Annotated in this window: 21 protein-coding genes; 17 read left to right on the top strand and 4 right to left on the bottom strand. The window is 61.6% G+C overall.

Annotation, left to right across the window (positions count from 1 at the left end; translation table 11 throughout):
• Positions 1-30: 30 nt before the first annotated feature.
• Positions 31-954 (bottom strand): MurR/RpiR family transcriptional regulator, encoded by a 924-nt coding sequence (locus tag BLT00_RS05240; protein ID WP_063320674.1) that lies wholly within the window; start codon positions 952-954, stop codon positions 31-33.
• Between the two features lie 313 nt (positions 955-1267).
• On the opposite strand from BLT00_RS05240, the gene iolC reads away from it, so the two are divergent.
• From iolC to BLT00_RS05175, 14 genes are all read left to right on the top strand, one after another.
• On the top strand, positions 1268-3205 hold the full coding sequence (gene iolC / locus BLT00_RS05235) for a bifunctional 5-dehydro-2-deoxygluconokinase/5-dehydro-2-deoxyphosphogluconate aldolase (RefSeq protein ID WP_092146025.1): 1938 nt from the start codon (positions 1268-1270) through the stop codon (positions 3203-3205).
• Between the two features lie 193 nt (positions 3206-3398).
• A complete protein-coding gene (gene iolE / locus BLT00_RS05230; protein ID WP_092146023.1) occupies positions 3399-4292 on the top strand; it encodes a myo-inosose-2 dehydratase in 894 nt (297 codons plus the stop codon).
• Complete coding sequence (gene iolB, locus BLT00_RS05225) at positions 4289-5098, top strand: 5-deoxy-glucuronate isomerase (protein WP_092146021.1); 810 nt, start codon at positions 4289-4291, stop codon at positions 5096-5098. The genes iolE and iolB overlap by 4 nt, the downstream gene beginning before the upstream one ends.
• 30 nt (positions 5099-5128) lie before the next feature.
• Positions 5129-6631, top strand: coding sequence for a CoA-acylating methylmalonate-semialdehyde dehydrogenase (locus BLT00_RS05220; RefSeq protein ID WP_063320678.1), 1503 nt, complete (start codon positions 5129-5131; stop codon positions 6629-6631).
• A gap of 35 nt (positions 6632-6666) precedes the next feature.
• Positions 6667-7488, top strand: coding sequence for a TIM barrel protein (locus BLT00_RS05215; protein WP_063320679.1), 822 nt, complete (start codon positions 6667-6669; stop codon positions 7486-7488).
• A 148-nt stretch (positions 7489-7636) separates the two neighbouring features.
• On the top strand, positions 7637-9568 hold the full coding sequence (gene iolD / locus BLT00_RS05210; RefSeq protein WP_092146019.1) for a 3D-(3,5/4)-trihydroxycyclohexane-1,2-dione acylhydrolase (decyclizing): 1932 nt from the start codon (positions 7637-7639) through the stop codon (positions 9566-9568).
• Between the two features lie 31 nt (positions 9569-9599).
• Positions 9600-10610, top strand: coding sequence for a bifunctional inositol 2-dehydrogenase/D-chiro-inositol 1-dehydrogenase (locus BLT00_RS05205; protein ID WP_092146017.1), 1011 nt, complete (start codon positions 9600-9602; stop codon positions 10608-10610).
• 39 nt (positions 10611-10649) lie between these two features.
• Positions 10650-11702, top strand: a complete 1053-nt coding sequence (locus BLT00_RS05200) for a Gfo/Idh/MocA family protein (RefSeq protein ID WP_092146015.1) — start codon at positions 10650-10652, stop codon at positions 11700-11702.
• A 142-nt stretch (positions 11703-11844) separates the two neighbouring features.
• Positions 11845-11997, top strand: coding sequence for a hypothetical protein (locus tag BLT00_RS31785; RefSeq protein WP_175456230.1), 153 nt, complete (start codon positions 11845-11847; stop codon positions 11995-11997).
• 51 nt (positions 11998-12048) lie between these two features.
• A complete protein-coding gene (locus BLT00_RS05195; RefSeq protein ID WP_063320683.1) occupies positions 12049-12975 on the top strand; it encodes a sugar ABC transporter substrate-binding protein in 927 nt (308 codons plus the stop codon).
• Between the two features lie 77 nt (positions 12976-13052).
• Positions 13053-14606, top strand: coding sequence for a sugar ABC transporter ATP-binding protein (locus BLT00_RS05190; protein ID WP_063320684.1), 1554 nt, complete (start codon positions 13053-13055; stop codon positions 14604-14606).
• Between the two features lie 148 nt (positions 14607-14754).
• The gene (locus BLT00_RS05185) at positions 14755-15777 is read left to right on the top strand and encodes an ABC transporter permease (protein ID WP_063320685.1); all 1023 of its coding nucleotides are present in this window, start codon (positions 14755-14757) and stop codon (positions 15775-15777) included.
• A gap of 327 nt (positions 15778-16104) precedes the next feature.
• Entirely contained in the window at positions 16105-16509 is a 405-nt protein-coding gene (locus BLT00_RS05180) for a TraR/DksA family transcriptional regulator (RefSeq protein ID WP_003202859.1), read from the top strand.
• A 180-nt stretch (positions 16510-16689) separates the two neighbouring features.
• Positions 16690-18294 (top strand): methyl-accepting chemotaxis protein, encoded by a 1605-nt coding sequence (locus BLT00_RS05175; protein ID WP_092146013.1) that lies wholly within the window; start codon positions 16690-16692, stop codon positions 18292-18294.
• A gap of 314 nt (positions 18295-18608) precedes the next feature.
• Here BLT00_RS05175 and BLT00_RS05170 read toward each other — a convergent pair whose 3' ends face one another.
• The 3 genes from BLT00_RS05170 to BLT00_RS05160 all read right to left on the bottom strand — a co-directional run bounded on the left by BLT00_RS05170 (position 18609) and on the right by BLT00_RS05160 (position 19529).
• Positions 18609-18845: a DUF2789 family protein gene (locus BLT00_RS05170; protein WP_072341896.1), complete on the bottom strand. Its 237-nt coding sequence runs from the start codon at positions 18843-18845 to the stop codon at positions 18609-18611.
• An 87-nt stretch (positions 18846-18932) separates the two neighbouring features.
• A complete protein-coding gene (locus tag BLT00_RS05165; RefSeq protein ID WP_063320688.1) occupies positions 18933-19163 on the bottom strand; it encodes a hypothetical protein in 231 nt (76 codons plus the stop codon).
• Between the two features lie 129 nt (positions 19164-19292).
• Positions 19293-19529, bottom strand: a complete 237-nt coding sequence (locus tag BLT00_RS05160) for a hypothetical protein (RefSeq protein ID WP_092146011.1) — start codon at positions 19527-19529, stop codon at positions 19293-19295.
• A 426-nt stretch (positions 19530-19955) separates the two neighbouring features.
• Between BLT00_RS05160 and BLT00_RS05155 the strand changes: the two genes are divergently transcribed.
• The 3 genes from BLT00_RS05155 to BLT00_RS05145 all read left to right on the top strand — a co-directional run bounded on the left by BLT00_RS05155 (position 19956) and on the right by BLT00_RS05145 (position 22165).
• The gene (locus BLT00_RS05155; protein ID WP_003202850.1) at positions 19956-20405 is read left to right on the top strand and encodes a hypothetical protein; all 450 of its coding nucleotides are present in this window, start codon (positions 19956-19958) and stop codon (positions 20403-20405) included.
• Positions 20406-20576: 171 nt separating this feature from the next.
• Positions 20577-21587, top strand: coding sequence for an ABC transporter substrate-binding protein (locus BLT00_RS05150; protein WP_063320691.1), 1011 nt, complete (start codon positions 20577-20579; stop codon positions 21585-21587).
• A 140-nt stretch (positions 21588-21727) separates the two neighbouring features.
• A complete protein-coding gene (locus BLT00_RS05145) occupies positions 21728-22165 on the top strand; it encodes a DUF3995 domain-containing protein (protein WP_063320692.1) in 438 nt (145 codons plus the stop codon).
• Positions 22166-22289: the final 124 nt, after the last annotated feature.

The raw sequence follows: 22289 nt of genomic DNA, 5'->3' as shown, positions 1-22289 counted from the left end.
GACTTCTCCTTGAGTAATTCCTTGCGGGCGTTAATCCTCGAACCCGACCTGTTCATGGATTTCATCGACCTTGAGTTCCAGTCGGTAAGCCACGGCGATGAACAATGCCTGGCACAGGCACAACGTGGCACTCAACGAACGGAAGGCGAACGAACTGCCTTCGTTGACCAGCAACACCGCGTTGGCCCGTTTGGCCAGGGGCGACAGGTTGCTGTCGGTGATGATCAGGGTCTTGGCCTGATGGTGCTGGGCAATGCGCAGGCAGTGCTGGGTTTCCTTGCCATAGGGCGTGAAGCTGATGGCGATGACCAGGTCGTTGGCGCGCACGCTGCGCATCTGCTCGCGGTAACTGCCCCCCAGGCCGGACACCAGGTGAATGCGCTTATTGGTGTGTTGCAGGTTGTAGACCAGGTAATCGGCCACCGCGAACGAGCGGCGCACACCCACCACATAGATATTGTCGGCGTTGACCACCAGGTCTACGGCCTTTTCGAACGCCTGGTCATCCAGCTCCAACCCCAGCCGCTCGATGCCCGACAGGGTCGCGTTGACGCACTCACGGGCCAGGTCGCCGCCGCTGGCTTTCTGCGACTTGTTGGCGATCATGCTGCGGATGCGCTGCTGGTAGTTCTGCACCGGCGTGGTCTTGTGGGTGTAGGCCTCGCGGAACAACGCCTGCATTTCGCTGAACCCGCTGAAACCGAAACGCTGGGAAAACCTGACGATGGCCGAGGGGTGCACTTCGCACTCCCGTGCGATGTCGCTGATGCGGTCGACCATGATCCGGTCGCTCTGCTGGCTCATGTAGCTGGCGATGCGTTTGAGCTGGCGCGGCAGGCTTTCGTATTCATCGGTGATCAGTTGCAGCAGGCGCTCGGCATTGATCGGTGGGCTCGGGAGGGCGGTTTCGGACGCGCTCTCGGACGGCGCCGGCAGATCATCGGGGCGGGTCATAGAAAATCCTTCTGGCTTGTTCTTATAGGGCCGCCCGAAAAAAGGCCGGCCCTCGACAATAGGTTGGCTGGTCGCAGTCTACAGCGTAGGCGCAGGGAAAATCATGGGCGGACAAATGTTGCGGCAACTGCTGAAACGATGCACTGCGTCTGGTCCGGTTCGGGCATAGCGTATTGGAAAAAATATTCCACGTAAAAAATTTATAGAATAATTATTGATTATTGCCCGCCGCTCGTTTTAGTCTGCATTCACCAACAGCGCTGGCGTCGGTTTTGGCGACAAGCGCAGGCTGATAAAAATAACAGGAGCCAGCATGGGCCAGACTCGTTTTGCCAGTGGGCGTCAATTGGATGTGATCTGCCTGGGACGCCTGGGCGTCGACCTTTACGCGCAGCAAGTCGGCGCGCGCCTGGAAGATGTCGCAAGCTTCGCCAAGTATCTGGGCGGTTCGTCGGCCAACATCGCTTTCGGCACGGCACGGCTGGGGCTCAAGTCAGCGATGTTGAGCCGGGTCGGGGACGACCACATGGGCCGCTTCCTGGTGGAATCCCTGGCACGTGAAGGCTGCGACGTCAGTGGCATCAAGGTCGATCCCGAACGCCTGACGGCCATGGTCCTGCTGGGTATCAAGGACCGGGAAACCTTTCCCCTGGTGTTCTACCGGGAAAATTGCGCCGACATGGCGTTGCGCGCCGAAGACATCGACGAAACCTTCATTGCCTCCAGTAAGGCGTTGCTGATCACCGGCACGCATTTCTCGACCGAAAGCGTCTACAAGGCCAGCATCCAGGCGTTGGATTACGCCGAGAAACACAGCGTCAAGCGCGTGTTGGACATTGACTACCGCCCCGTGCTCTGGGGCCTGGCAGGCAAGGCTGATGGGGAAACCCGTTTTGTGGCCGACCAGAAGGTCAGCCAGCATGTACAAGGCATCCTGCCGCGTTTCGATCTCATCGTTGGCACTGAAGAAGAATTCCTGATCGCCGGCGGCTGCGAAGACCTGCTGAGCGCCTTGCGCACCGTGCGCTCGCTGACGGCGGCGACCCTGGTGGTCAAGCTTGGCGCGCAAGGTTGCACGGTGATTCATGGCGCCATTCCGGCCCGCCTTGAAGACGGCGCCCTTTACCCTGGTGTCCGGGTCGAGGTCTTGAATGTACTGGGCGCCGGTGATGCATTCATGTCGGGGTTCCTCGCCGGTTGGCTGGAGGACGCCAGCGATGAGCGCTGCTGTCAGTTGGCCAATGCCTGCGGCGGCCTGGTGGTGTCGCGCCATGCCTGTGCCCCGGCGATGCCGACCCGGGCCGAGCTCGACTACTTATTCAAGAGTCCGGTGCCGATTACCCGGCCGGACCAGGATGCGGTGCTGCAACGGCTGCATCAGGTCAGCGTGCCGCGCAAGACCTGGAAACAATTGTTCATCTTTGCCTTCGACCATCGCTGGCAACTGGTGGAGCTGGCCCAGAAAGGCGGTCGCGACCTGAACTGCATTGGTGACCTCAAGCAACTGTTCATCCAGGCGGTGGAGCGGGTTGAAGCCGACCTGCAGCGCCAAGGCATCGAGGCCGACGTCGGTCTGCTGGCCGACCAACGCTTCGGCCAGGACTCGCTGAACGCTGCCACCGGACGTGGCTGGTGGGTGGCGCGCCCGGTGGAGGTACAGAATTCGCGGCCACTGGCGTTCGAGCATGGGCGCTCCATTGGCAGCAACCTGATCGCCTGGCCGCAGGAACAGATCATCAAGTGCCTGGTGCAATTTCACCCTGATGACGAACCACTGCTGCGCCTGGAGCAGGAAGCGCAATTGATGGGGCTGTACAAGGCTTCCCAGGTCAGCGGCCATGAATTGCTGCTGGAAGTCATTCCGCCCAAGGATCATCCGTCACCCCACCCGGACGTGCTCTATCGCGCCCTCAAGCGCCTCTACAACCTGGGTATTTTCCCGGCGTGGTGGAAGATCGAGGCCCAGAGCGCTCAGGAGTGGAAACAGCTTGATGAGCTGATCCAGCAACGCGACCCGTATTGCCGCGGCGTGGTCCTGCTGGGCCTCAACGCCCCGGCCGCTGCCCTGGCCGAAGGCTTTCGCCAGGCCAGCCAGAGCACCACCTGCCGCGGTTTCGCCGTGGGTCGGACGATTTTCCAGGAACCGAGCCGGGCTTGGCTGGCCGGGGAAATCGATGATGAAACGCTGATCCGGCAGGTGCAGGGCCGGTTTGTGGAATTGATCGAGGCCTGGCGCAGTGCCCGTGCTTGATGGCAATGCAGGGCTTTTTGTGGCGAGGGAGCTTGCTCCCGCTGGACTGCGAAGCAGTCCCGATCAGCCAGCCCCGGTTCGACAGGCAAACCGCATCCACAGGTTGACGACTGCTTCGCAGCCGAGCGGGAGCAAGCTCCCTCGCCACAGGTGATCGGTTGAACATTTAGAGACAACAATAAAAGGTGCAGCCATGCCCGCTATTCGAATTGGCATCAACCCGATTTCCTGGAGCAACGATGACTTGCCGTCGTTGGGCGGCGAGACGCCGTTGAGCACGGCGCTGAGCGAGGGCAAGGAAATCGGTTACGAAGGTTTTGAACTCAACGGCAAATTCCCCAAGGACGCCAAGGGTGTCGGCGATGTGCTGCGTCCTTATGACCTGGCGCTGGTCTCCGGCTGGTATTCCAGCCGCCTGGCCCGGCGTTCGGCGGCCGAGGAGATCGATGCGATCGCCAGCCACGTCGAGCTGCTGGCACAGAACGGCGCGACGGTGCTGGTGTACGGGGAAGTCGCCGACTCCATCCAGGGCCAGCGGATTGCGCTGATCGAGCGCCCGCGTTTCCATACGGATGAAGCCTGGCAAGCCTACGCCGACAAACTCACCGAACTGGCGCGCTTCACCTTGTCCCAAGGCGTACGCCTGGCCTATCACCACCACATGGGCGCTTACGTCGAGTCACCCGCGGACATCGATAAATTGATGGCCCTGACCGGCAGCGAAGTCGGCCTGCTGTTCGACTCGGGCCACTGCTACATGGGCGGTGGCGAACCGTTGCAGGTGCTGCGCAAACACATCGAGCGGGTCTGCCATGTGCACTTCAAGGACGTGCGCAAACCTGTAGTGCAACTGGCGCGCAATAACCTGTGGAGCTTCCCCGACTGCATCATCAACGGCACCTTCACCGTGCCGGGGGACGGTGACATCGACTTCGCCGCGTTGCTCGACGTGCTGCTGGCCGCCGATTACCAAGGCTGGCTGGTGGTGGAAGCCGAGCAGGACCCTGCCGTAGCACCGAGTTATGCCTACGCCAAGAAAGGCTACGACACCCTGCGTGCCTTGCTGCAAGAAAGGAGTCCGTCATGAGCCTGTTGATCAAGAGCCATTCCAGCGGTCGAACCATGGTCCAGTTGCCGGCAGGTGAGCTGGAATATGTCGGATTCGCCGCCTACCGCCTGAGCCTGGGCGAAACCCTGCCGGTGGCCGCCGATGACAAGGAATTGTGCCTGGTGCTGCTCAGCGGGCGCATCAGCCTCAAGGGCGAAGCGCCGGGGCAAGGGGCCTTCGATTGGGACAACGTCGGTGATCGCCAGTCGGTGTTCGAGGACAAATCACCCTATGCCGCCTACCTGCCGCCCGGCAGTCAGGCCCAGGTCACCGCGCTGAGCGATGTACAGATTGCCGTGTGTGCCGCACCGGGGTCTACGCAGAACAGTTATGGCCCACGGTTGATCCGTCCGGACAGCATGAAGCGCAGTGTGCGCGGCAAGGGCGCCAATACCCGTTATGTCTGCGACATCCTGCCGGACAGCGAACCGGCCCATTCGCTGTTGGTGGTGGAAGTGCGCACACCGTCGGGGCACTCCTCGAGCTACCCACCGCACAAGCACGACACCGACGACCTGCCGCACCAGAGCTTCCTGGAGGAAACCTATTACCACCAGGTCAACCCGTCCCAAGGCTTCGTGTTCCAGCGGGTCTACACCGATGACCGCAGCATCGACCAGGCCATGGCCGTAGAGAACAGCGACCTGGTGGTGGTGCCCAAGGGTTACCACCCGGTCAGCGTGCCCTACGGGTACGAGTCGTATTACCTGAATGTCATGGCCGGCCCGAAGCGGGTCTGGCAGTTCCATAACGATCCGCAGCACAGCTGGCTGCTGGACCTCTGATTTCCAACATTCGTACGGAGAACAAGAACAATGAGTGACGCCCCGGTAGTAGGCCATTACCTCAACGGCCACGTGCAGGACCACGACAGCACGCGGTTCAGCAATGTCTTCAACCCGGCCACCGGTGCGGTGCAGGCCCGGGTGGCCCTGGCCGAGCCAGGCACCGTCGACGCGGCAGTGGCCTCGGCGCTGGCGGCGTTTCCGGCCTGGTCCGAGCAGTCGTCATTGCGTCGTTCGCGGGTGATGTTCAAGTTCAAGGAACTGCTGGACCGGCACCACGACGAGCTGGCGCAAATCATCAGCCGCGAACACGGCAAGGTGCTGTCTGACGCCCACGGCGAAGTCACCCGCGGCATCGAGATCGTCGAGTACGCCTGCGGTGCGCCGAACCTGCTCAAGACCGATTTCAGCGACAACATCGGCGGCGGCATCGACAACTGGAACCTGCGTCAACCCTTGGGCGTTTGCGCCGGGGTCACGCCGTTCAACTTCCCAGTGATGGTGCCGTTGTGGATGATTCCCCTGGCGCTGGTCGCCGGCAACTGCTTCATCCTCAAGCCTTCGGAGCGCGATCCGTCCGCCAGCCTGCTGATGGCCCGGTTACTGACCGAAGCCGGCTTGCCGGACGGTGTGTTCAACGTGGTCCAGGGCGACAAGGTGGCGGTGGATGCGCTGTTGCAGCACCCGGACATCGAGGCGATTTCCTTTGTCGGCTCCACGCCCATCGCTGAATACATCCACCAGCAAGGCACGGCGCACGGCAAACGTGTGCAGGCCCTGGGCGGGGCGAAGAACCACATGATCGTCATGCCCGACGCCGACCTTGATCAGGCGGCGGATGCGTTGATCGGTGCCGCTTATGGCTCGGCCGGTGAGCGCTGCATGGCGATTTCCATTGCCGTGGCAGTGGGTGACGTGGGCGATGAATTGATTGCCAAGCTGTTGCCCCGCATCGACCAACTGAAGATCGGTAACGGTCAGCAGCCTGGCACCGACATGGGGCCGCTGGTCACCGCCGAGCACAAGGCCAAGGTCGAAGGCTTCATCGACGCCGGCGTGGCCGAGGGCGCTCGGCTGATCGTCGATGGCCGTAGTTTCAAGGTGCCCGGAGCCGAGCAGGGATTCTTTGTCGGCGCGACGCTGTTCGACCAGGTCACCGCCGAGATGAGCATCTACCAGCAAGAAATTTTCGGCCCGGTGCTGGGGATCGTTCGCGTACCGGATTTCGCCACGGCGGTGGCGCTGATCAACGCCCATGAGTTCGGCAACGGCGTGTCCTGTTTCACCCGTGACGGCGGCATCGCCCGGGCGTTCGCCCGCAGCATCAAGGTCGGCATGGTGGGCATCAACGTGCCGATTCCGGTGCCCATGGCCTGGCATTCCTTTGGTGGCTGGAAGCGTTCGTTGTTCGGCGATCACCATGCCTACGGCGAGGAAGGCCTGCGCTTCTACAGCCGTTATAAAAGTGTGATGCAGCGCTGGCCCGACAGCATTGCCAAGGGTCCTGAGTTCAGCATGCCGACTGCTCAATAACTCACTTTTGAATGACTGCCGGAGGGAGAATAACAATGAACAAGCCCCTGCGTTTTGCCTTGAACCGAATGGTTGCGCCACGCCTGTCACTGCCCGAGTTCATCGACCTGGCGCTGGCGTTGAGAACCGATGCCATCGAGATCCGCAACGATCTGAAGGGCGTCGAGATCGAAGACGGCATGCCGCCCGGCCGGGTGCGCGAGTTATGTGAGGAAAGGGGCATCAAGGTGCTGTCGATCAATGCCCTTTACCCCTTCGATGTGTGGAACGAGCAGCGCCGTGCCCAAGCGGTGAGGCTGGCCGACTACGCCCGCGAATGCGGCGCCGAAGGGCTGGTGATGTGCCCGCTCAATGACCGCGCCGACCCACGCAGCGAGGCTGAGCGCGCGGCTGGGCTGCGTACGGCCCTCAGCGAACTGGCGCCGATCCTGCGCGCCTTTGGCATCTACGGGTTCATCGAGCCCCTGGGTTTCGAAGAGTGCGCGCTGCGCCGCAAGCGCACGGCGGTGGAAGCGATCAAGAGCATTGGCGGGCTGGATGTGTTCCGCCTGGTGCATGACACCTTTCACCATCATTTGGCCGGTGAACAGGAATTCTTCCCCGAGCTGACCGCTCTGGTGCACATTTCCGGCGTCGAGGATGCCCAGGCGCCGCTGGCGACGATCCGTGACGGCCACCGGGTGCTGGTGGGCGAGGCCGACATCTTGGGCAATGCCGTGCAGATCGAGGCGCTGCGGGCCGGTGGCTACGAGGGCTACCTGTCCTTCGAGCCGTTCGCCGAGAGCGTCCATGACCTGGCCGACATCCGCCAGGCGTTGGGGGCGAGCATGAATCACCTGCAAAGCTGCCAGGCCTGATCCGATTCCCTGAACGATGGAACCCCAGTGGGAGCGAGCTTGCTCGCGATGACGGCGGCATACTCAACATCTGAGCTGCCTGACACACCGCTATCGCGAGCAAGCTCGCTCCCACACTTGACCGAGTTGCGTTTGAAAAGGTGCACGCATGACCACAACACGACTGACCATGGCCCAGGCCCTGGTGAAATTCCTCGATAACCAGTACATCGAAGTCGATGGCGTCCAGAGCAAGTTCGTCGCCGGGGTCTTTACCATTTTTGGCCACGGCAACGTGCTGGGCCTGGGTCAGGCGCTGGAACAGGACAGCGGCGACCTGGTGGTCCACCAGGGCCGCAACGAACAGGGCATGGCCCATGCCGCTATCGGTTTTGCCAAGCAGCATCTGCGGCGCAAGATCTACGCCTGCAGCTCGTCGGTGGGCCCCGGCGCGGCGAACATGCTGACGGCCGCAGCCACCGCAACAGCCAATCGCATTCCGTTGCTGCTATTGCCCGGCGATGTCTACGCCAGTCGTCAGCCGGACCCGGTGTTGCAGCAGATCGAGCAGTTCCACGACCTGAGCATCAGCACCAACGATGCGTTCAAGGCCGTGAGCAAATACTGGGATCGCATCAACCGCCCCGAACAGTTGATGACTGCCGCCATTCATGCCATGCGCGTGCTGACCGATCCGGCCGAAACCGGCGCGGTGACCCTGGCGCTGCCCCAAGACGTGCAGGCCGAAGCCTACGATTACCCGGATTATTTCCTGCAAAAACGCGTGCACCGCATCGACCGTCGCCCGGCCACCGAGGCAATGCTAGGCGACGCCCTGGCGCTGCTCAAAGGCAAGCGCCGACCGTTGATCATCTGTGGCGGTGGCGTGCGGTATTCCGAGGCCAATGCGGCGTTGCAGGCTTTTGCCGAGCGCTTCGACATTCCGTTCGCCGAGACCCAGGCGGGCAAGAGCTCGGTGGTGTCCAGTCATCCGCTGAACGTCGGCGGCGTCGGTGAAACCGGTTGCCTGGCGGCGAACCTGCTGGCCAAGAAAGCCGACCTGATCATCGGCATCGGCACGCGCTACAGCGATTTCACCACCGGCTCCAAATGGTTGTTCCAGCACCCGGACGTGCAGTTCCTCAATCTCAATATCAGCCCCTGCGACGCCTTGAAGCTCGACGGCGTGCAACTGCTGGCCGACGCCCGCTCGGGCCTGGAGTCGCTGTCCGCCGCGCTGGGCGACTATCGCGCTGAATGGGGCGGGCAGATCGCCGACGCCAAGGTCCAGTTGGACGCCGAGGTCGATCGGATCTACCAGGCCGATTATCAAGCCGAGGATTTCCTGCCGGAAATCGACGACCACATGGACCCGGCGGTGTTTCGCGAATTCATCGAACTCACCGGTTCCTGCCTGACCCAGAGCCGCGTGCTGGGCACCCTCAATGAAACCCTGGCCGACGATGCGATTATCGTCGCCGCCGCCGGTAGCTTGCCCGGCGACTTGCAGCGCGCCTGGCGCAGCAAGGGCGTGAATACCTATCACGTCGAGTACGGTTATTCGTGCATGGGCTACGAGGTGAATGCGGCGCTGGGGGTGAAACTCGCCGAGCCCGACAAAGAGGTCTACGCCCTGGTGGGCGATGGCTCCTACATGATGCTGCACTCGGAACTGGCGACCTCGATCCAGGAGCGCCGCAAGATCAACGTGGTGCTGCTGGACAACATGGCCTTCGGCTGCATCAACAATTTGCAGATGGGAAATGGCATGGACAGCTTCGGCACCGAGTTCCGTTTCCGCAACCCAGACACCGGCAAGCTCGACGGCGCCTTCGTGCCGGTGGACTTCGCCATGAGTGCCGCGGCCTATGGCTGCAAGACCTACAGGGTCAAGACCCTCGACGAACTGCACGCGGCCCTTGCCGATGCGCGCCTGCAGACGGTCTCCACCCTGATCGACATCAAGGTCCTGCCCAAGACCATGATTCACAGCTACCTGTCGTGGTGGCGGGTGGGCGTGGCGCAAGTGTCCACCAGCGCCCGCACCGATGCGGTTGCCAAGACCCTCAACGAACGGCTGGCCAAGGCCCGTCAATACTGATTGCCCCAACAATACGAAAGGAGTTCTCTACATGTCTTTGAAGCTGGGCGTCATCGGCACCGGGGCCATCGGCCAGGACCATATCCGTCGTTGCAGCCAGACCTTGCTCAACAGCCAGGTGGTGGCGGTGACCGACATCAACCTGCAACAAGCGGCCAAGGTCGTTGCCGATCTCAAGCTGACCGCCGAGGTCTACCCCGACGGTCATGCATTGATCAAGGCGCCGGACGTGGAGGCGATCCTCGTCACCTCCTGGGGCCCGAGCCACGAAGAGTTCGTGCTGGCGGCGATTGCGGCGGGCAAACCGGTGTTCTGTGAAAAGCCCCTGGCCGTCACGGCCGAAGGCTGCCGCAAGATCGTCGAGGCTGAAATCGCCCACGGCAAGCGCCTGGTGCAGGTCGGTTTCATGCGCCCTTACGATGAAGGTTATCGCGCGCTCAAGGCGGTGATCGACAGCGGCCAGATCGGCGAACCGCTGATGCTGCATTGCGCCCACCGCAACCCGAGCGTGGGCGAAAACTACAAGACCGACATGGCGATCACCGACACCCTGATCCATGAGCTGGATGTGTTGCGCTGGCTGCTGGCCGATGACTACGTGTCGGTGCAGGTGGTGTTTCCGCGCAAGTCCAGCAAGGCCCTGGCCCATTTGCGCGACCCGCAGATCGTCCTGCTGGAAACCGCCCGGGGCACGCGCATCGACGTCGAAGTGTTCGTCAACTGCCAGTACGGCTACGACATCCAGTGCGAAGTGGTGGGGGAGACCGGTATCGCCAAGCTCCCGGAACCGTCCCAGGTGCAACTGCGCAGTGGCGCCAAGCTGTCGAATGCGATCCTGATGGATTGGAAGGACCGTTTCATCGCGGCCTACGACGTCGAATTGCAGGCCTTCATCGACGGCGTGCGCGCCGGGCAGGTGGGCGGGCCGTCGGCCTGGGACGGCTTCGCCGCAGCGGTGGCGGCGGATGCCTGTATCCAGGCGCAGCAGAGTGGGCAGATCATCAAGGTTGACCTGCCCGAGCGCCCGCGTTTCTACGGCTAACCCACAGGGTGCATTCCAACCGTGACCTAAGGAGCTTTCATGCGAATCGGACTAGTGGGCTATGGCAAGGGCGGACGATTTTTTCATGCGCCGCTGATCAGCAGCCTACCGGGGGCTACGTTTGTTGGCGTGGTGACCCGGTCCGTCGAGCGGCGCGAGCAACTGGCGAGTGATTACCCGCACGTCCAGGCCTTCGACACGCTCGAACAACTGGTGGCGGCCGGCGTCGATGTGGTGGTGGTCTCTACGCCGCTGGACGGCCGCCCGACCGTGGTGATGGAAGCCATCGAACGGGGCGTGGCCGTGGTCAGCGATAAACCGTTTGCCCGCGATGCCGCCGAAGCCGAAGCGATGGTGCTGGCGGCCGAGCGGCGCAATGTGCCGCTCGGCGTGTACCAGAACCGTCGCTGGGATTCGGATTTCCTGACCCTGCGCAAACTGTTGGCCTCTGGTGCGCTTGGGCAAGTCATTCGTTTTGAGTCGAGTGTCGAACGTTATTCGCCAACCTCGGTAGGCAAAGGTAGCGGCGGCGGATTCCTGCGGGACCTGGGCAGTCATCTGGTGGACCAGGCGCTGCAGTTGTTCGGGCCGGTGGTGCGGGTCTACGCCGAGCTGGACTACCGGCAGCCGGACCAAGTGTTCGACAACGGCTTCTTCATGTCCTTGACCCACGCCAGCGGCGTGATTTCCCACTTGAGCGGCAACTGTGTGCAGAACGCAGCGCGCCCGCGCTTTCGGGTCAACGGCACCCAGGGCTGCTATACCGTCGAAGGCCTGGACGGGCAAGAAGCCCAGGCATTGGCGGGCTTGAGCCCGGCGTCCGAGGGCGAACGCTGGGGCGCTGAAGAGCACCGGCGCTGGGGCTGGTTCGAACACGGCACCGAGCGCGAGCGGGTGACCTCGGAGCGTGGCTGCTGGCTGGCGTTCTACCAACACCTGCAAACCGCATTGCACGGCGCCGGCCCGCTGCCGGTGGAGGCCCGTGATGCACTGGCGACCACGCGCATCCTTGATGCTGCCAGGCAGAGTGCCGAGCAGGGCGAAGTGGTGCGGTTGTCCACGCCTGTCGGTCATGGAATAAAAAACGAATAAAATTCTAAAATCAGTTGATATGGAAAATATTTTCCAATAAAGTCGATTCCAGGTTACCGACAATCCTGTCCGCCTCCCGCCAAGCCAGCCTTGAACGGATGAAGGACGAAACAAAAACAAGAAACACAGCTAGGTACCGTCGATGAAAACCTTCAGCCGCTCTGCGTTTTACCTGTCACCTCTGCTGCGCCTGTCCGCAATCCTTCCCCTGTTCGAATCCCTGTGCATCCAGCGCAAGGGCGCTGTTGTGTGTTGCATGCCCGGCGCGCCCATCGTGCGCTTGCCCCGTTCCTGATCCGCTACGCCTTATCCATAAAACCAACAAAAAAGTGGAGAAAGACCGTTCATGAAGACCAAGACCCGTATCGCCTCGCTGGCCCTGTCGTTGATGCTCACCAGCGGCGCTGCCCTGGCGGACTTGAAGATCGGTGTCAGCATGTCCCAGTTCGATGACACCTGGTTGACTTACCTGCGTGAATCCATGGACAAGAAAGCCAAGTCCCTGCCGGACGGCGTCACCCTGCAGTTCGAAGACGCCCGCAGTGACGTGGTCAAGCAACTGAGCCAGGTGGAAAGCTTCATCAGTCAGAAGGTCGACGCGATCATCGTCAACCCGGTGGACACCGCCGCGACCCAACGCATCACCAAGGCCGCCGTCGCCGCCGGTATCCCGCTGGTCTACGTCAATCGCCGTCCCGACGACCTGAAACTGCCGGCAGGCGTGGTCACCGTTGCCTCCGATGACCTGGAGGCCGGTCGCATGCAGATGCAATACCTGGCCGAAAAAATGGGCGGCAAGGGCGACATCGTGATCCTGTTGGGCGACCTGGCCAACAACTCCACCACCAACCGCACCAAGGGCGTCAAGGACGTGCTGGCCAAGTACCCCAACATCAAGATCGAGCAGGAGCAGACCGGTACCTGGTTGCGGGACAAGGGCATGACCCTGGTCAACGACTGGCTGACTCAGGGGCGCGAGTTCCAGGCGGTGGTGGCCAACAACGACGAGATGGCCATCGGCGCCGCCATGGCCCTCAAGCAAGCGGGTACCAAGAAAGGCAGCGTATTGATTGCCGGGGTCGATGGCACACCGGACGGCTTGAACGCGATCAAGAAGGGCGACATGGCCGTCTCGGTGTTCCAGGACGCCAAGGGCCAGGCCGATGGATCGATCGATACAGCCGTGAAAATGGTCAAGAAACAACCGGTCGAACAGTCCGTCTGGGTGCCGTATCGTCTGATCACGCCGGAAAACGTCGGTCAGTTCAAGTGACGTTTGACGCACCGGTCCCACCACAACAATAAACAGGCAAGGTTGCAACGCCGACCTTGCCGAGGGAGTACCTGATCATGTTCGCTTCAGCGACTGCTTCGAGCGCCCCGGCGATGACTTTCCGGCCGGACGTAATACCTGATGAACCGTATCTGCTGGAAGTCGTCAATGTCAGCAAAGGCTTTCCCGGCGTGGTGGCCCTGTCCGATGTACAGCTGCGGGTACGCCCCGGTTCCGTACTGGCCCTGATGGGCGAGAATGGCGCGGGCAAATCCACCTTGATGAAAATCATCGCCGGTATCTACCAGCCGGACGCCGGCGAACTGCGTCTGCGCGGTAAACCGGTGACATTCGACACGCCGCTCGCGGCGTTGCAGGCCGGCATCGCGATGATCCATCAGGAACTGAACCTGATGCCCCACATGAGCATCGCCGAAAACATCTGGATCGGCCGCGAGCAACTCAACGGCCTGCACATGGTCGACCATGGCGAAATGCATCGCTGCACCGCCCGCCTGCTGGAGCGCCTGCGCATCAAGCTCGACCCTGAAGAGCAGGTGGGCAACCTGAGCATCGCCGAGCGGCAGATGGTGGAGATTGCCAAGGCCGTCTCCTATGACTCCGACATCCTGATCATGGACGAACCGACCTCGGCCATTACCGAGACCGAAGTCGCCCACCTGTTCTCGATCATTGCCGACCTCAAGTCCCAGGGTAAGGGCATCATCTACATCACCCACAAAATGAACGAGGTGTTTGCCATCGCCGATGAAGTGGCGGTGTTTCGCGACGGTGCCTACATCGGCCTGCAACGGGCCGACAGCATGGACGGCGACAGCCTGATTTCGATGATGGTCGGGCGCGAGCTGAGCCAGTTGTTCCCGGTGCGGGAGCAACCCATCGGCGATTTGGTGCTGTCGGTGCGCGACCTGAGCCTGGACGGCATTTTCAAAGGCGTTTCCTTTGACCTGCATGCCGGGGAGATCCTCGGCATCGCCGGGTTGATGGGTTCGGGCCGGACCAACGTGGCCGAGGCGATTTTCGGTGTGACCCCGAGTACCGGCGGCGAAATCCTGCTGGACGGCCAACCGGTGCGTATCAGCGACCCGCACATGGCCATCGAGAAAGGCTTCGCGCTGTTGACCGAGGACCGCAAGCTCAGTGGCCTGTTCCCGTGCCTGTCGGTGCTGGAAAACATGGAGATGGCCGTGCTGCCCCATTACGTGGGCAACGGCTTCATCCAGCAAAAAGCCCTGCGCGCCTTGTGTGAGGACATGTGCAAGAAGCTGCGGGTCAAGACCCCGTCGCTGGAGCAGTGCATCGACACCTTGTCTGGCGGCAACCAGCAGAAAGCGCTGCTGGCCCGCTGGCTGATGACCAACCCGCGCATCCTGATCCTCGACGAGCCGACCCGTGGTATCGATGTCGGTGCCAAGGCCGAGATCTACCGACTGATTTCCTACCTCGCCAGCGAAGGCATGGCGGTGATCATGATTTCCTCGGAGCTGCCGGAAGTACTGGGCATGAGCGACCGGGTGATGGTGATGCACGAAGGCGACCTGATGGGCACTCTCAACCGCGGCGAAGCGACCCAGGAACGGGTCATGCAATTGGCTTCGGGCCTGTCCTGATGCCAGCCCGTTCAACTTAATAACGTCGAGCAACATGTGGCGAGGGGATTTATCCCCGCTGGGCCGCGAAGCGGCCCTGTCCCAGGGGCGCCACACCTCCCGGCAGGGAACAACCCCCCTCGCCAAAGAACAAAAAAGGTGAATGGCTATGAACGCGATACTGGAAAACAAACCCACGGCCGCACCGGCCAGGGCGCGCCGGCGGCTGCCGACGGAGCTGAGTATCTTCCTGGTGCTGATCGGCATCGGCCTGGTGTTCGAAATGTTCGGCTGGATCATGCGCGACCAGAGCTTCCTGATGAACTCCCAGCGTCTGGTGTTGATGATCCTGCAGGTGTCGATCATCGGCCTGTTGGCTATCGGCGTGACCCAGGTGATCATCACCACCGGTATCGACCTGTCGTCCGGCTCGGTGCTGGCGCTGTCGGCGATGATCGCCGCCAGCCTGGCCCAGACCTCGGACTTCGCCCGGGCGGTGTTTCCCTCGCTGACGGATTTGCCGGTGTGGATACCGGTGGTGGCGGGGCTCGGGGTGGGGCTGCTGGCCGGGGCGATCAACGGCAGCATCATCGCCATTACCGGTATTCCGCCGTTCATTGCCACCCTCGGCATGATGGTTTCGGCCCGTGGCCTGGCGCGCTACTACACCGAAGGCCAGCCGGTGAGCATGTTGTCCGATTCCTATACCGCCATCGGGCATGGTGCGATGCCGGTGATCATTTTCCTGGTGGTGGCGGTGATCTTCCATATCGCCCTGCGCTACACCAAGTACGGCAAATACACCTACGCCATCGGCGGCAACATGCAGGCGGCGCGCACCTCGGGCATCAACGTCAAGCGTCATCTGGTGATCGTCTACAGCATTGCCGGCTTGTTGGCCGGGTTGGCCGGCGTGGTGGCCTCGGCGCGGGCGGCGACCGGGCAGGCGGGCATGGGCATGTCCTATGAACTGGACGCGATTGCCGCGGCCGTGATCGGCGGCACCAGCCTGGCGGGAGGGGTGGGGCGCATCACCGGCACCGTGATCGGGGCGTTGATCCTTGGGGTGATGGCCAGCGGTTTCACCTTCGTCGGTGTCGATGCCTACATCCAGGACATCATCAAGGGCCTGATCATCGTGGTGGCGGTGGTCATCGACCAGTACCGCAACAAGCGTAAACTCAAGCGCTGATACCCGGGACGTTGCGACAAAGCGCCACGCCTGACCCGCGTGGCGTTGCCATTTGTCTTCTTAATACAGCTATTGCACCGAATTTCTTGTTATAAACGCACTCCGATGACTGCCAAAAGCCTGTCAGAGAACATTTGAAGGGGTTGTCGGACATTTTCCCTATGTTTTCAGTTGCTGAGGCCTCGACTCGGCCTTAGACTGCCGCCCCTCGTAAATTGAGTGCCGGGTGGCGCTTGGAATAGACGGCGCCTTCCTGATGAGCGTGGCAGCTGCGCTGCGGGACGCTCAATAATTCGCCTTAATGCACGTTTTTTTATAGAGATATCAATGACAAAGGAAAAGTTGCTGGCCATGCCGGCGGATGACTACATGAATGCCGAGCAGCTGGCTTTCTTCACCAAGCTGTTGCAGAACATGAAAGTCGAAACCCACGAGCGCATCGAACAGAACCGAATCGCCATTGAGAGCCTGGACACCCCGGCTGACCCGGCGGACGCTGCTTCCGTAGAAGAAGAGCGTACCTGGCTGGTCAACGCCATTGATCGCGACCAGCGCATGCTGCCTCAGTTGGAGCAGGCCCTGGACCGTATCAACGACGACAGCTTCGGCTGGTGCGACGACAGCGGCGAGCCGATCGGCCTCAAGCGCCTGCTGATCAGCCCGACCACCAAGTACTGCATCGAAGCCCAGGAACGTCACGAACAGATCGACAAGCACCAGCGTCAGGCCTGATTCGCGTTTTCCAAAAAAAGATCGCGACCTTTTGACGAAGGCCGCGATCTTTTGCTTTCGCCCGTGCTCGTACGTCTACTCCCGTTGATCTGCTGCAAGAACGCGACTAATGGACCATGGATAATGGCTCTGTAGTGGCGTTTAATGCATTCATAACAACGAGAAGCGTGGGTGACGAACATGGCGACAGACGGATCTCTGGCGGGTGCGGTGCCGGCCTCGGTACCTGGGACGAACAGCACGGCGCGCTGGCTGACGCCGACCTTGCAGAGTCTCGCCCTGGCATTGCTGCTGTGCGGCATGGCCCTGGGCGGCTGGTCGCTGTACCTGGGCCTGCCGCTGGTCATGCTCATCGTCTGGTTGCCGCGCTTGCGTTCGCGCGTGGCCGCGGCGCCCGCACCCGCGACCGACACACTGGCCGAGCTGACCCGCGACCTGTCCTACACCACCAGCCATAACGCGCTGTCGGCGGCCGGTGTCGCCTATTCGGTCAAGCAATTGGCTGGCAAGGTCCAGTCGCAACTCGATGCGGCGGCGCAAATCGTCAGCAATGCCGAATCGATGATCGCCACCGAGCAAGCCACTTCGCAACTCAGCCAGCAAGCCCTGGGCGCCGCCAGCGAGGCCCATCGCAGCAGTGTGGCCGGGCGCAGCGAGCTGGTGGAATCCATCAGCCGCATGCACCAGCTCAGCCAGCGCGCAAACGACAGCCGCGAGTTGATCGAGGCCTTGAGCGTGCGCAGCGATGAAATCCAGCGGGTCAGCCTGGTGATTCAGTCGATCGCCAGCCAGACCAATCTGCTGGCACTGAACGCGGCCATCGAGGCCGCGCGGGCCGGTGAGCATGGCCGTGGGTTCGCGGTGGTGGCCGATGAGGTCCGTGGCCTGGCCGGGCGCACGGCGGCGGCGACCGGCGAGGTCGGGGTGATGGTGGCCGACATCCAGCAACGCACCGCCCAGGTGGTGGAGCAGATCCGTCAACTGGCCGCTGACCTGGACATTGGCGTGCAGCAGGTCGAGCACACCGGCCAACACCTGGAAAACATCGCCCGGCTCGCCGCCGGCGTCGAAACCCAGGTCAGCGCCATCGCCGAAGGTACCGACACCAATCGCGAACAACTCGACAGCCTGTTCCACGCCATCGAGCAGATGCGTGGCGACCTGTCCATCAGCGACCAGCAGACCCAGCGCCTGGCCGAAGCGGCGGTGCAAATGGAAGGCCAGGCCGAAACTATCAGCGAACGCCTGGCCCAAGTGGGCCTCGACGATTATCACCAACGGGTCTATGACCTGGCACGGGAAGGGGCGAGCCAGATCGCCGCGCAGTTCGAAGCGGACATCGACCAGGGCCGTGTCAGCCTGGAGGATCTGTTCGACCGTAATTACCAGCCCATCCCCAACACCCAACCCGCCAAATACCAGACCCGTTTCGACCGCTATACCGATCAGGTGCTGCCGGCGATCCAGGAACCCTTGCTGGCCCGGCACGAGGGCCTGGTGTTCGCGATTGCCTGCACTCAGCAGGGCTACGTGCCCACCCATAACAAGGTCTTCAGCCAGCCGTTGACCGGCGATCCACAGGTGGACACGCTCAATAACCGGACCAAACGCAAGTTCTCCGACCGCACCGGGATTCGCTGCGGCAGCCATCAACAGCCGGTGTTGCTGCAGACCTACACCCGCGACACGGGAGAACTGATGCACGATCTCTCCGTGCCGATCATGCTCAAGGGGCGTCATTGGGGTGGTTTGCGGCTGGGCTACAAACCCGAGAAGCCGCGTTAGGCCCTGTGGCGAGGGAGCTTGCTCCCGCTGGGCTGCGCAGCAGCCCCAAAAGGCTGGATGCAGCCAGCCTGACACGCCGAGCCAACAGCGCTCGAGGGCGAACCCTGTGGCGAGGGAGCTTGCTCCCGCTGGGCTGCGCAGCAGCCCCAAAAAGCTGGAGGCAGCCAGCAGCCGGAGACACGAGCCGGCAGTACTCCGGGGCGACTGCTGCGCAGTCGAGCGGGAGCAAGCTCCCTCGCCACAAGAGCTGTCTTGTACTTAGCTAAAAGTCCTGGCTGCTACAGGTGCCTTGCCACAGCCAAAAGTCCTGGCTGCTATTTACCGTCATGCAGCCGCACATTCAACTGATCCACCAGCACCGCCTCTTCACCGTCGGCGAGCAGCCATTCGCGCAGCAAGTCTTTCTGCTGGTCCGACCAGAAATCGGCCTCCACCAGCTTGACCTCCGGGGCCAGTGGGTGTGCCACGATGAAATCGTCGATGGCTTTGCCGTCCGAGGGCAGGCCGAGTTGGTCGAACAGGGTGCTGAGTTCGTGCGAAGGCTGTTCCATGGGGTTCTCCTTTGGGCGGGCGCCGTCATGGCGCCTCGGTTGCTTCCCTTTATCTGAGGCAAGCGCTGGTCAGGAGTTCGATCGGACTCAGGCTTTCAAGGCCCCTTCATCCACTGCGGCTTTCAGCGCCCTGGCGGCTTCCCGGGCGGCCTCGGCAGCAATTTCCGCGGTCTTGAACCAGCGATCTTTTTCCACTTGGTGCCAACTGACCGTGGTCAGGGGCGGTTTGGCGCGCATCACGATGACGGCCTGGAACTCGCCTTCGACCTCTCTGGCTTCGCCCCGGATAAAAAATTCGCCGATATCAAATTCCGTCACGTCGCGCCTTCTCAAAAGTCATGGTGTGGGTGCGCGATCCGTCAATGGGTGACGGTCTTCGCGGGCAGGCAGTATGGCAGCAGTTGCCTGTCGGCGGCTGAGTTAAGTCATGAAGGGGCGCATATGAGCTCAGGCACTTCGTTCCAGACGCCTGGCCAGGTGGCAGGCCTCGTTATGATCGGTGCGGAATCCTCTTACACGTCCAGTGGATGTTTCCTCAATATGGAAAAAGCACTTGCCGGCCAGGACGACCCGGTAACGCGGTTGAATCAACGAGACAGGCAGGCAGTCGACCCTGTCGAACGTGTCGGATGTCTCGACGACACAAGGGGCTTCAGGTTGGATCAGGGTTGTGAAAGTAGCCATGTGAATTCCTTTTCTATGGTTTACCGACGAATTGCCGAGCAGTTTGGGTAGTCTCCACGCCTCTGGCTGCTCTAGAATCGGCAGCACCGTGTGGACGGCTTGCCTATCTAAAGCAATTTTTTTTGGGCTCGATGTCAGAAAAATGCTTTTTTAAGTGAGAAATTTCCCTAAAGTTAGTAGTCCCATCTTTTCCGATGCTCAGAGTGGCTTTTTCCTTCAGCCTCTGGCGACCCCCCGGGAAAGACGGCGAGAGCGGCAACCTATAGTCTGCTCTCGGCCCGGGACAGGGCGCGCCGTTCACTTCGAATTTCAGTTACAGGTCCATTACGACGTTACAGTCGGCACGGGTTCTCGTGGTCCGTCCTTTCCGAGGGGCGGGCCTTTTTCAAAGATGGGGATGTTTCCTTGGCAGTAAGTAATCTCGACATGCATGCGTTATTCGTACTTGGTGACCTGCGGGCAAAACTGGTCAAACTCTTCCAGTCACGTTTCGTCTACATCACCGAGCAGACCGCCGAAGGTATTTATGTCGCCGAAATCGACACTGAGTCGGCCCTGGTGGTCGATGACAAGCCCAGGCTCGAACTCAAGGTTGGTGATCATTTTCGCGCAGCGGTGTTGCCCAGCCGCGAAGGTGGCAAGTTTGAAATCCGCTTTCGCGAAATCAAGCTGACGGTCTATGGCCTCGGTGATTACGCCTTCGTCACGACCCCCGGTGGTCAGGCAATCCTGTTCAAGGAAGGCCACAGCGTGGTGACCGTGTTTGCGGCCAACGAACAACTGCAAGAAGGCTTGACCAAGACCCTGAAGGCGGTCACCGCCAAGGCCGCCAAGTGGCGCAAGGGCGAACTGGTGACGTTCAAGGCCAGCGAATGAGGCGGGCAGTGCCGGTGAGCGCGGGGGCCTCGGTCGCCCTGGACCGGTTACAGTTTTAACGAGATATCGCTGGAACCTCGGCTACAGTCAATTGACTGAACTATTCAGAGGCTTGCGTTCGGTGACGCAGGGCCGTTCAGCCATTGCTGTGTTTGGTACGAGGTTAAAAGCATGAAACGAGTTCGACAGTGGCTGGCTGCCTGGGCCACCTTCACTGTGTTGGTTTCGCCGTTCCCGACGTTGGCCGCGTCAGCGCCGATTCACTTCGCTGACTTGAACTGGGAAAGTGGCAGCCTGATCACCGATATCCTGCGGATCATCGTCGAAAAAGGCTATGGGTTGCAGACCGACACATTGCCGGGCACCACCATCACCCTGGAAACCGCCCTGGCCAATAACGACATCCAGGTGATCGGCGAGGAATGGGCCGGCCGCAGCCCGGTGTGGGTCAAGGCCGAGGCCGAAGGCAAGGTGGTCGCCTTGGGTGATACGGTCAAAGGCGCGACGGAAGGTTGGTGGGTGCCCGAATACGTCATCAAGGGGGATCCGGCCAAGGGCATCAAGCCCCTGGCGCCGGACCTGCGCAGTGTCGAGGACCTGGCGCGCTACAAGCATGTGTTCAAGGATCCGGAGAGCCCCGACAAGGGCCGCTTCCTCAACAGCCCCATTGGCTGGACCTCCGAGGTGGTCAACAAACAGAAGCTCAAGGCGTATGGCCTGTCTGACAGCTACGTGAATTTTCGCAGCGGTTCGGGGGCGGCGCTGGATGCGGAAATCAGCTCGACGATCCGCCGGGGCAAGCCGATTCTGTTTTATTACTGGTCGCCCACGCCACTGCTCGGGCGCTTCAAGCTGGTGCAGTTGCAAGAGCCGCCGTTCGATGCCGAGGCCTGGAAAACCCTGACCGACGCCGATAACCCCAACCCGAAGCCGACCCGCTCACTGGCCTCGAAACTGTCGATTGGCGTATCTGCGCCGTTCCAGAAGCAATACCCGGACATTGCCGAGTTCTTCAGCAAGGTCGATTTGCCCATCGAGCCGTTGAACAAGGCCCTGGCCGACATGAGTGAGAAACGCATCCCACCCCGTGAAGCCGCCGAGGCGTTCCTCAAGGCACATCCGCAGGTCTGGCAGGCCTGGCTGCCCAAGGAAGTGGCAGATAAGGTCTCCGCGGGCCTGTAGGAGGGCTCGCGCGCCAGCAGGTTGAACTCTTGATCCTGGGCAATGAGTCATTCGCTGGAAACTGGCAACCTACGCCCGTCCAGCGAAATGCCAAATTCCAGCTAGGATGATTGTTCAACTCTTTTCAGGAGGCTGGCGAGATGACGCTTGTGTTGGCTCGGTCGCTGGTCGCAGTGTTTGCGACCATCAGCTTGATTCATATGTATTGGGCCCTGGGTGGGCGGTGGGCGGCCAAGGCAGTGGTGCCTCAGGTGCCGGTGAAGCAGGGGGAGGCGCTGCGACCGGCGTTCGATCCCTCAGGCTGGTTGACCTTGCTGGTGGCCCTGGCCCTGCTGATGGTGGCGCTGCTGGTCTGCCTGCGGGTCGGCCTGCTGGCGCAGCCGGTCACTCATCGGGCGTTGCAGTGGCTGATCAGCGCGATTGCCTTGCTGATGTTCGCCCGGGCCATTGGCGAGTCGGAGCTGGTGGGTTTCTTCAAGGAGGTCAAGGGCTCGACCTTCGCCAGGCTCGACACCTGGGTTTATTCACCGTTGTGCGTGGTGCTCGGGGCAGGGCTGCTGGCGGTGGCATGGGCCTGACTGGCAGCGCAGTGGGTACACAGCCTGCTTTTTGTGGCGAGGGAGCTTGCTCCCGCTGGAGGGCGCAGCCCTCCCAAAAAGCTGAACACCAGTCAGCCTGACACACCGAGGTGACAGGTCTCAG

Source organism: Pseudomonas sp. NFACC51 (assembly GCF_900103575.1).
Taxonomy (GTDB): Bacteria; Pseudomonadota; Gammaproteobacteria; order Pseudomonadales; family Pseudomonadaceae; genus Aquipseudomonas; species Aquipseudomonas fluorescens_Q.
This window is presented reverse-complemented; position numbering and strand designations above follow the sequence as displayed.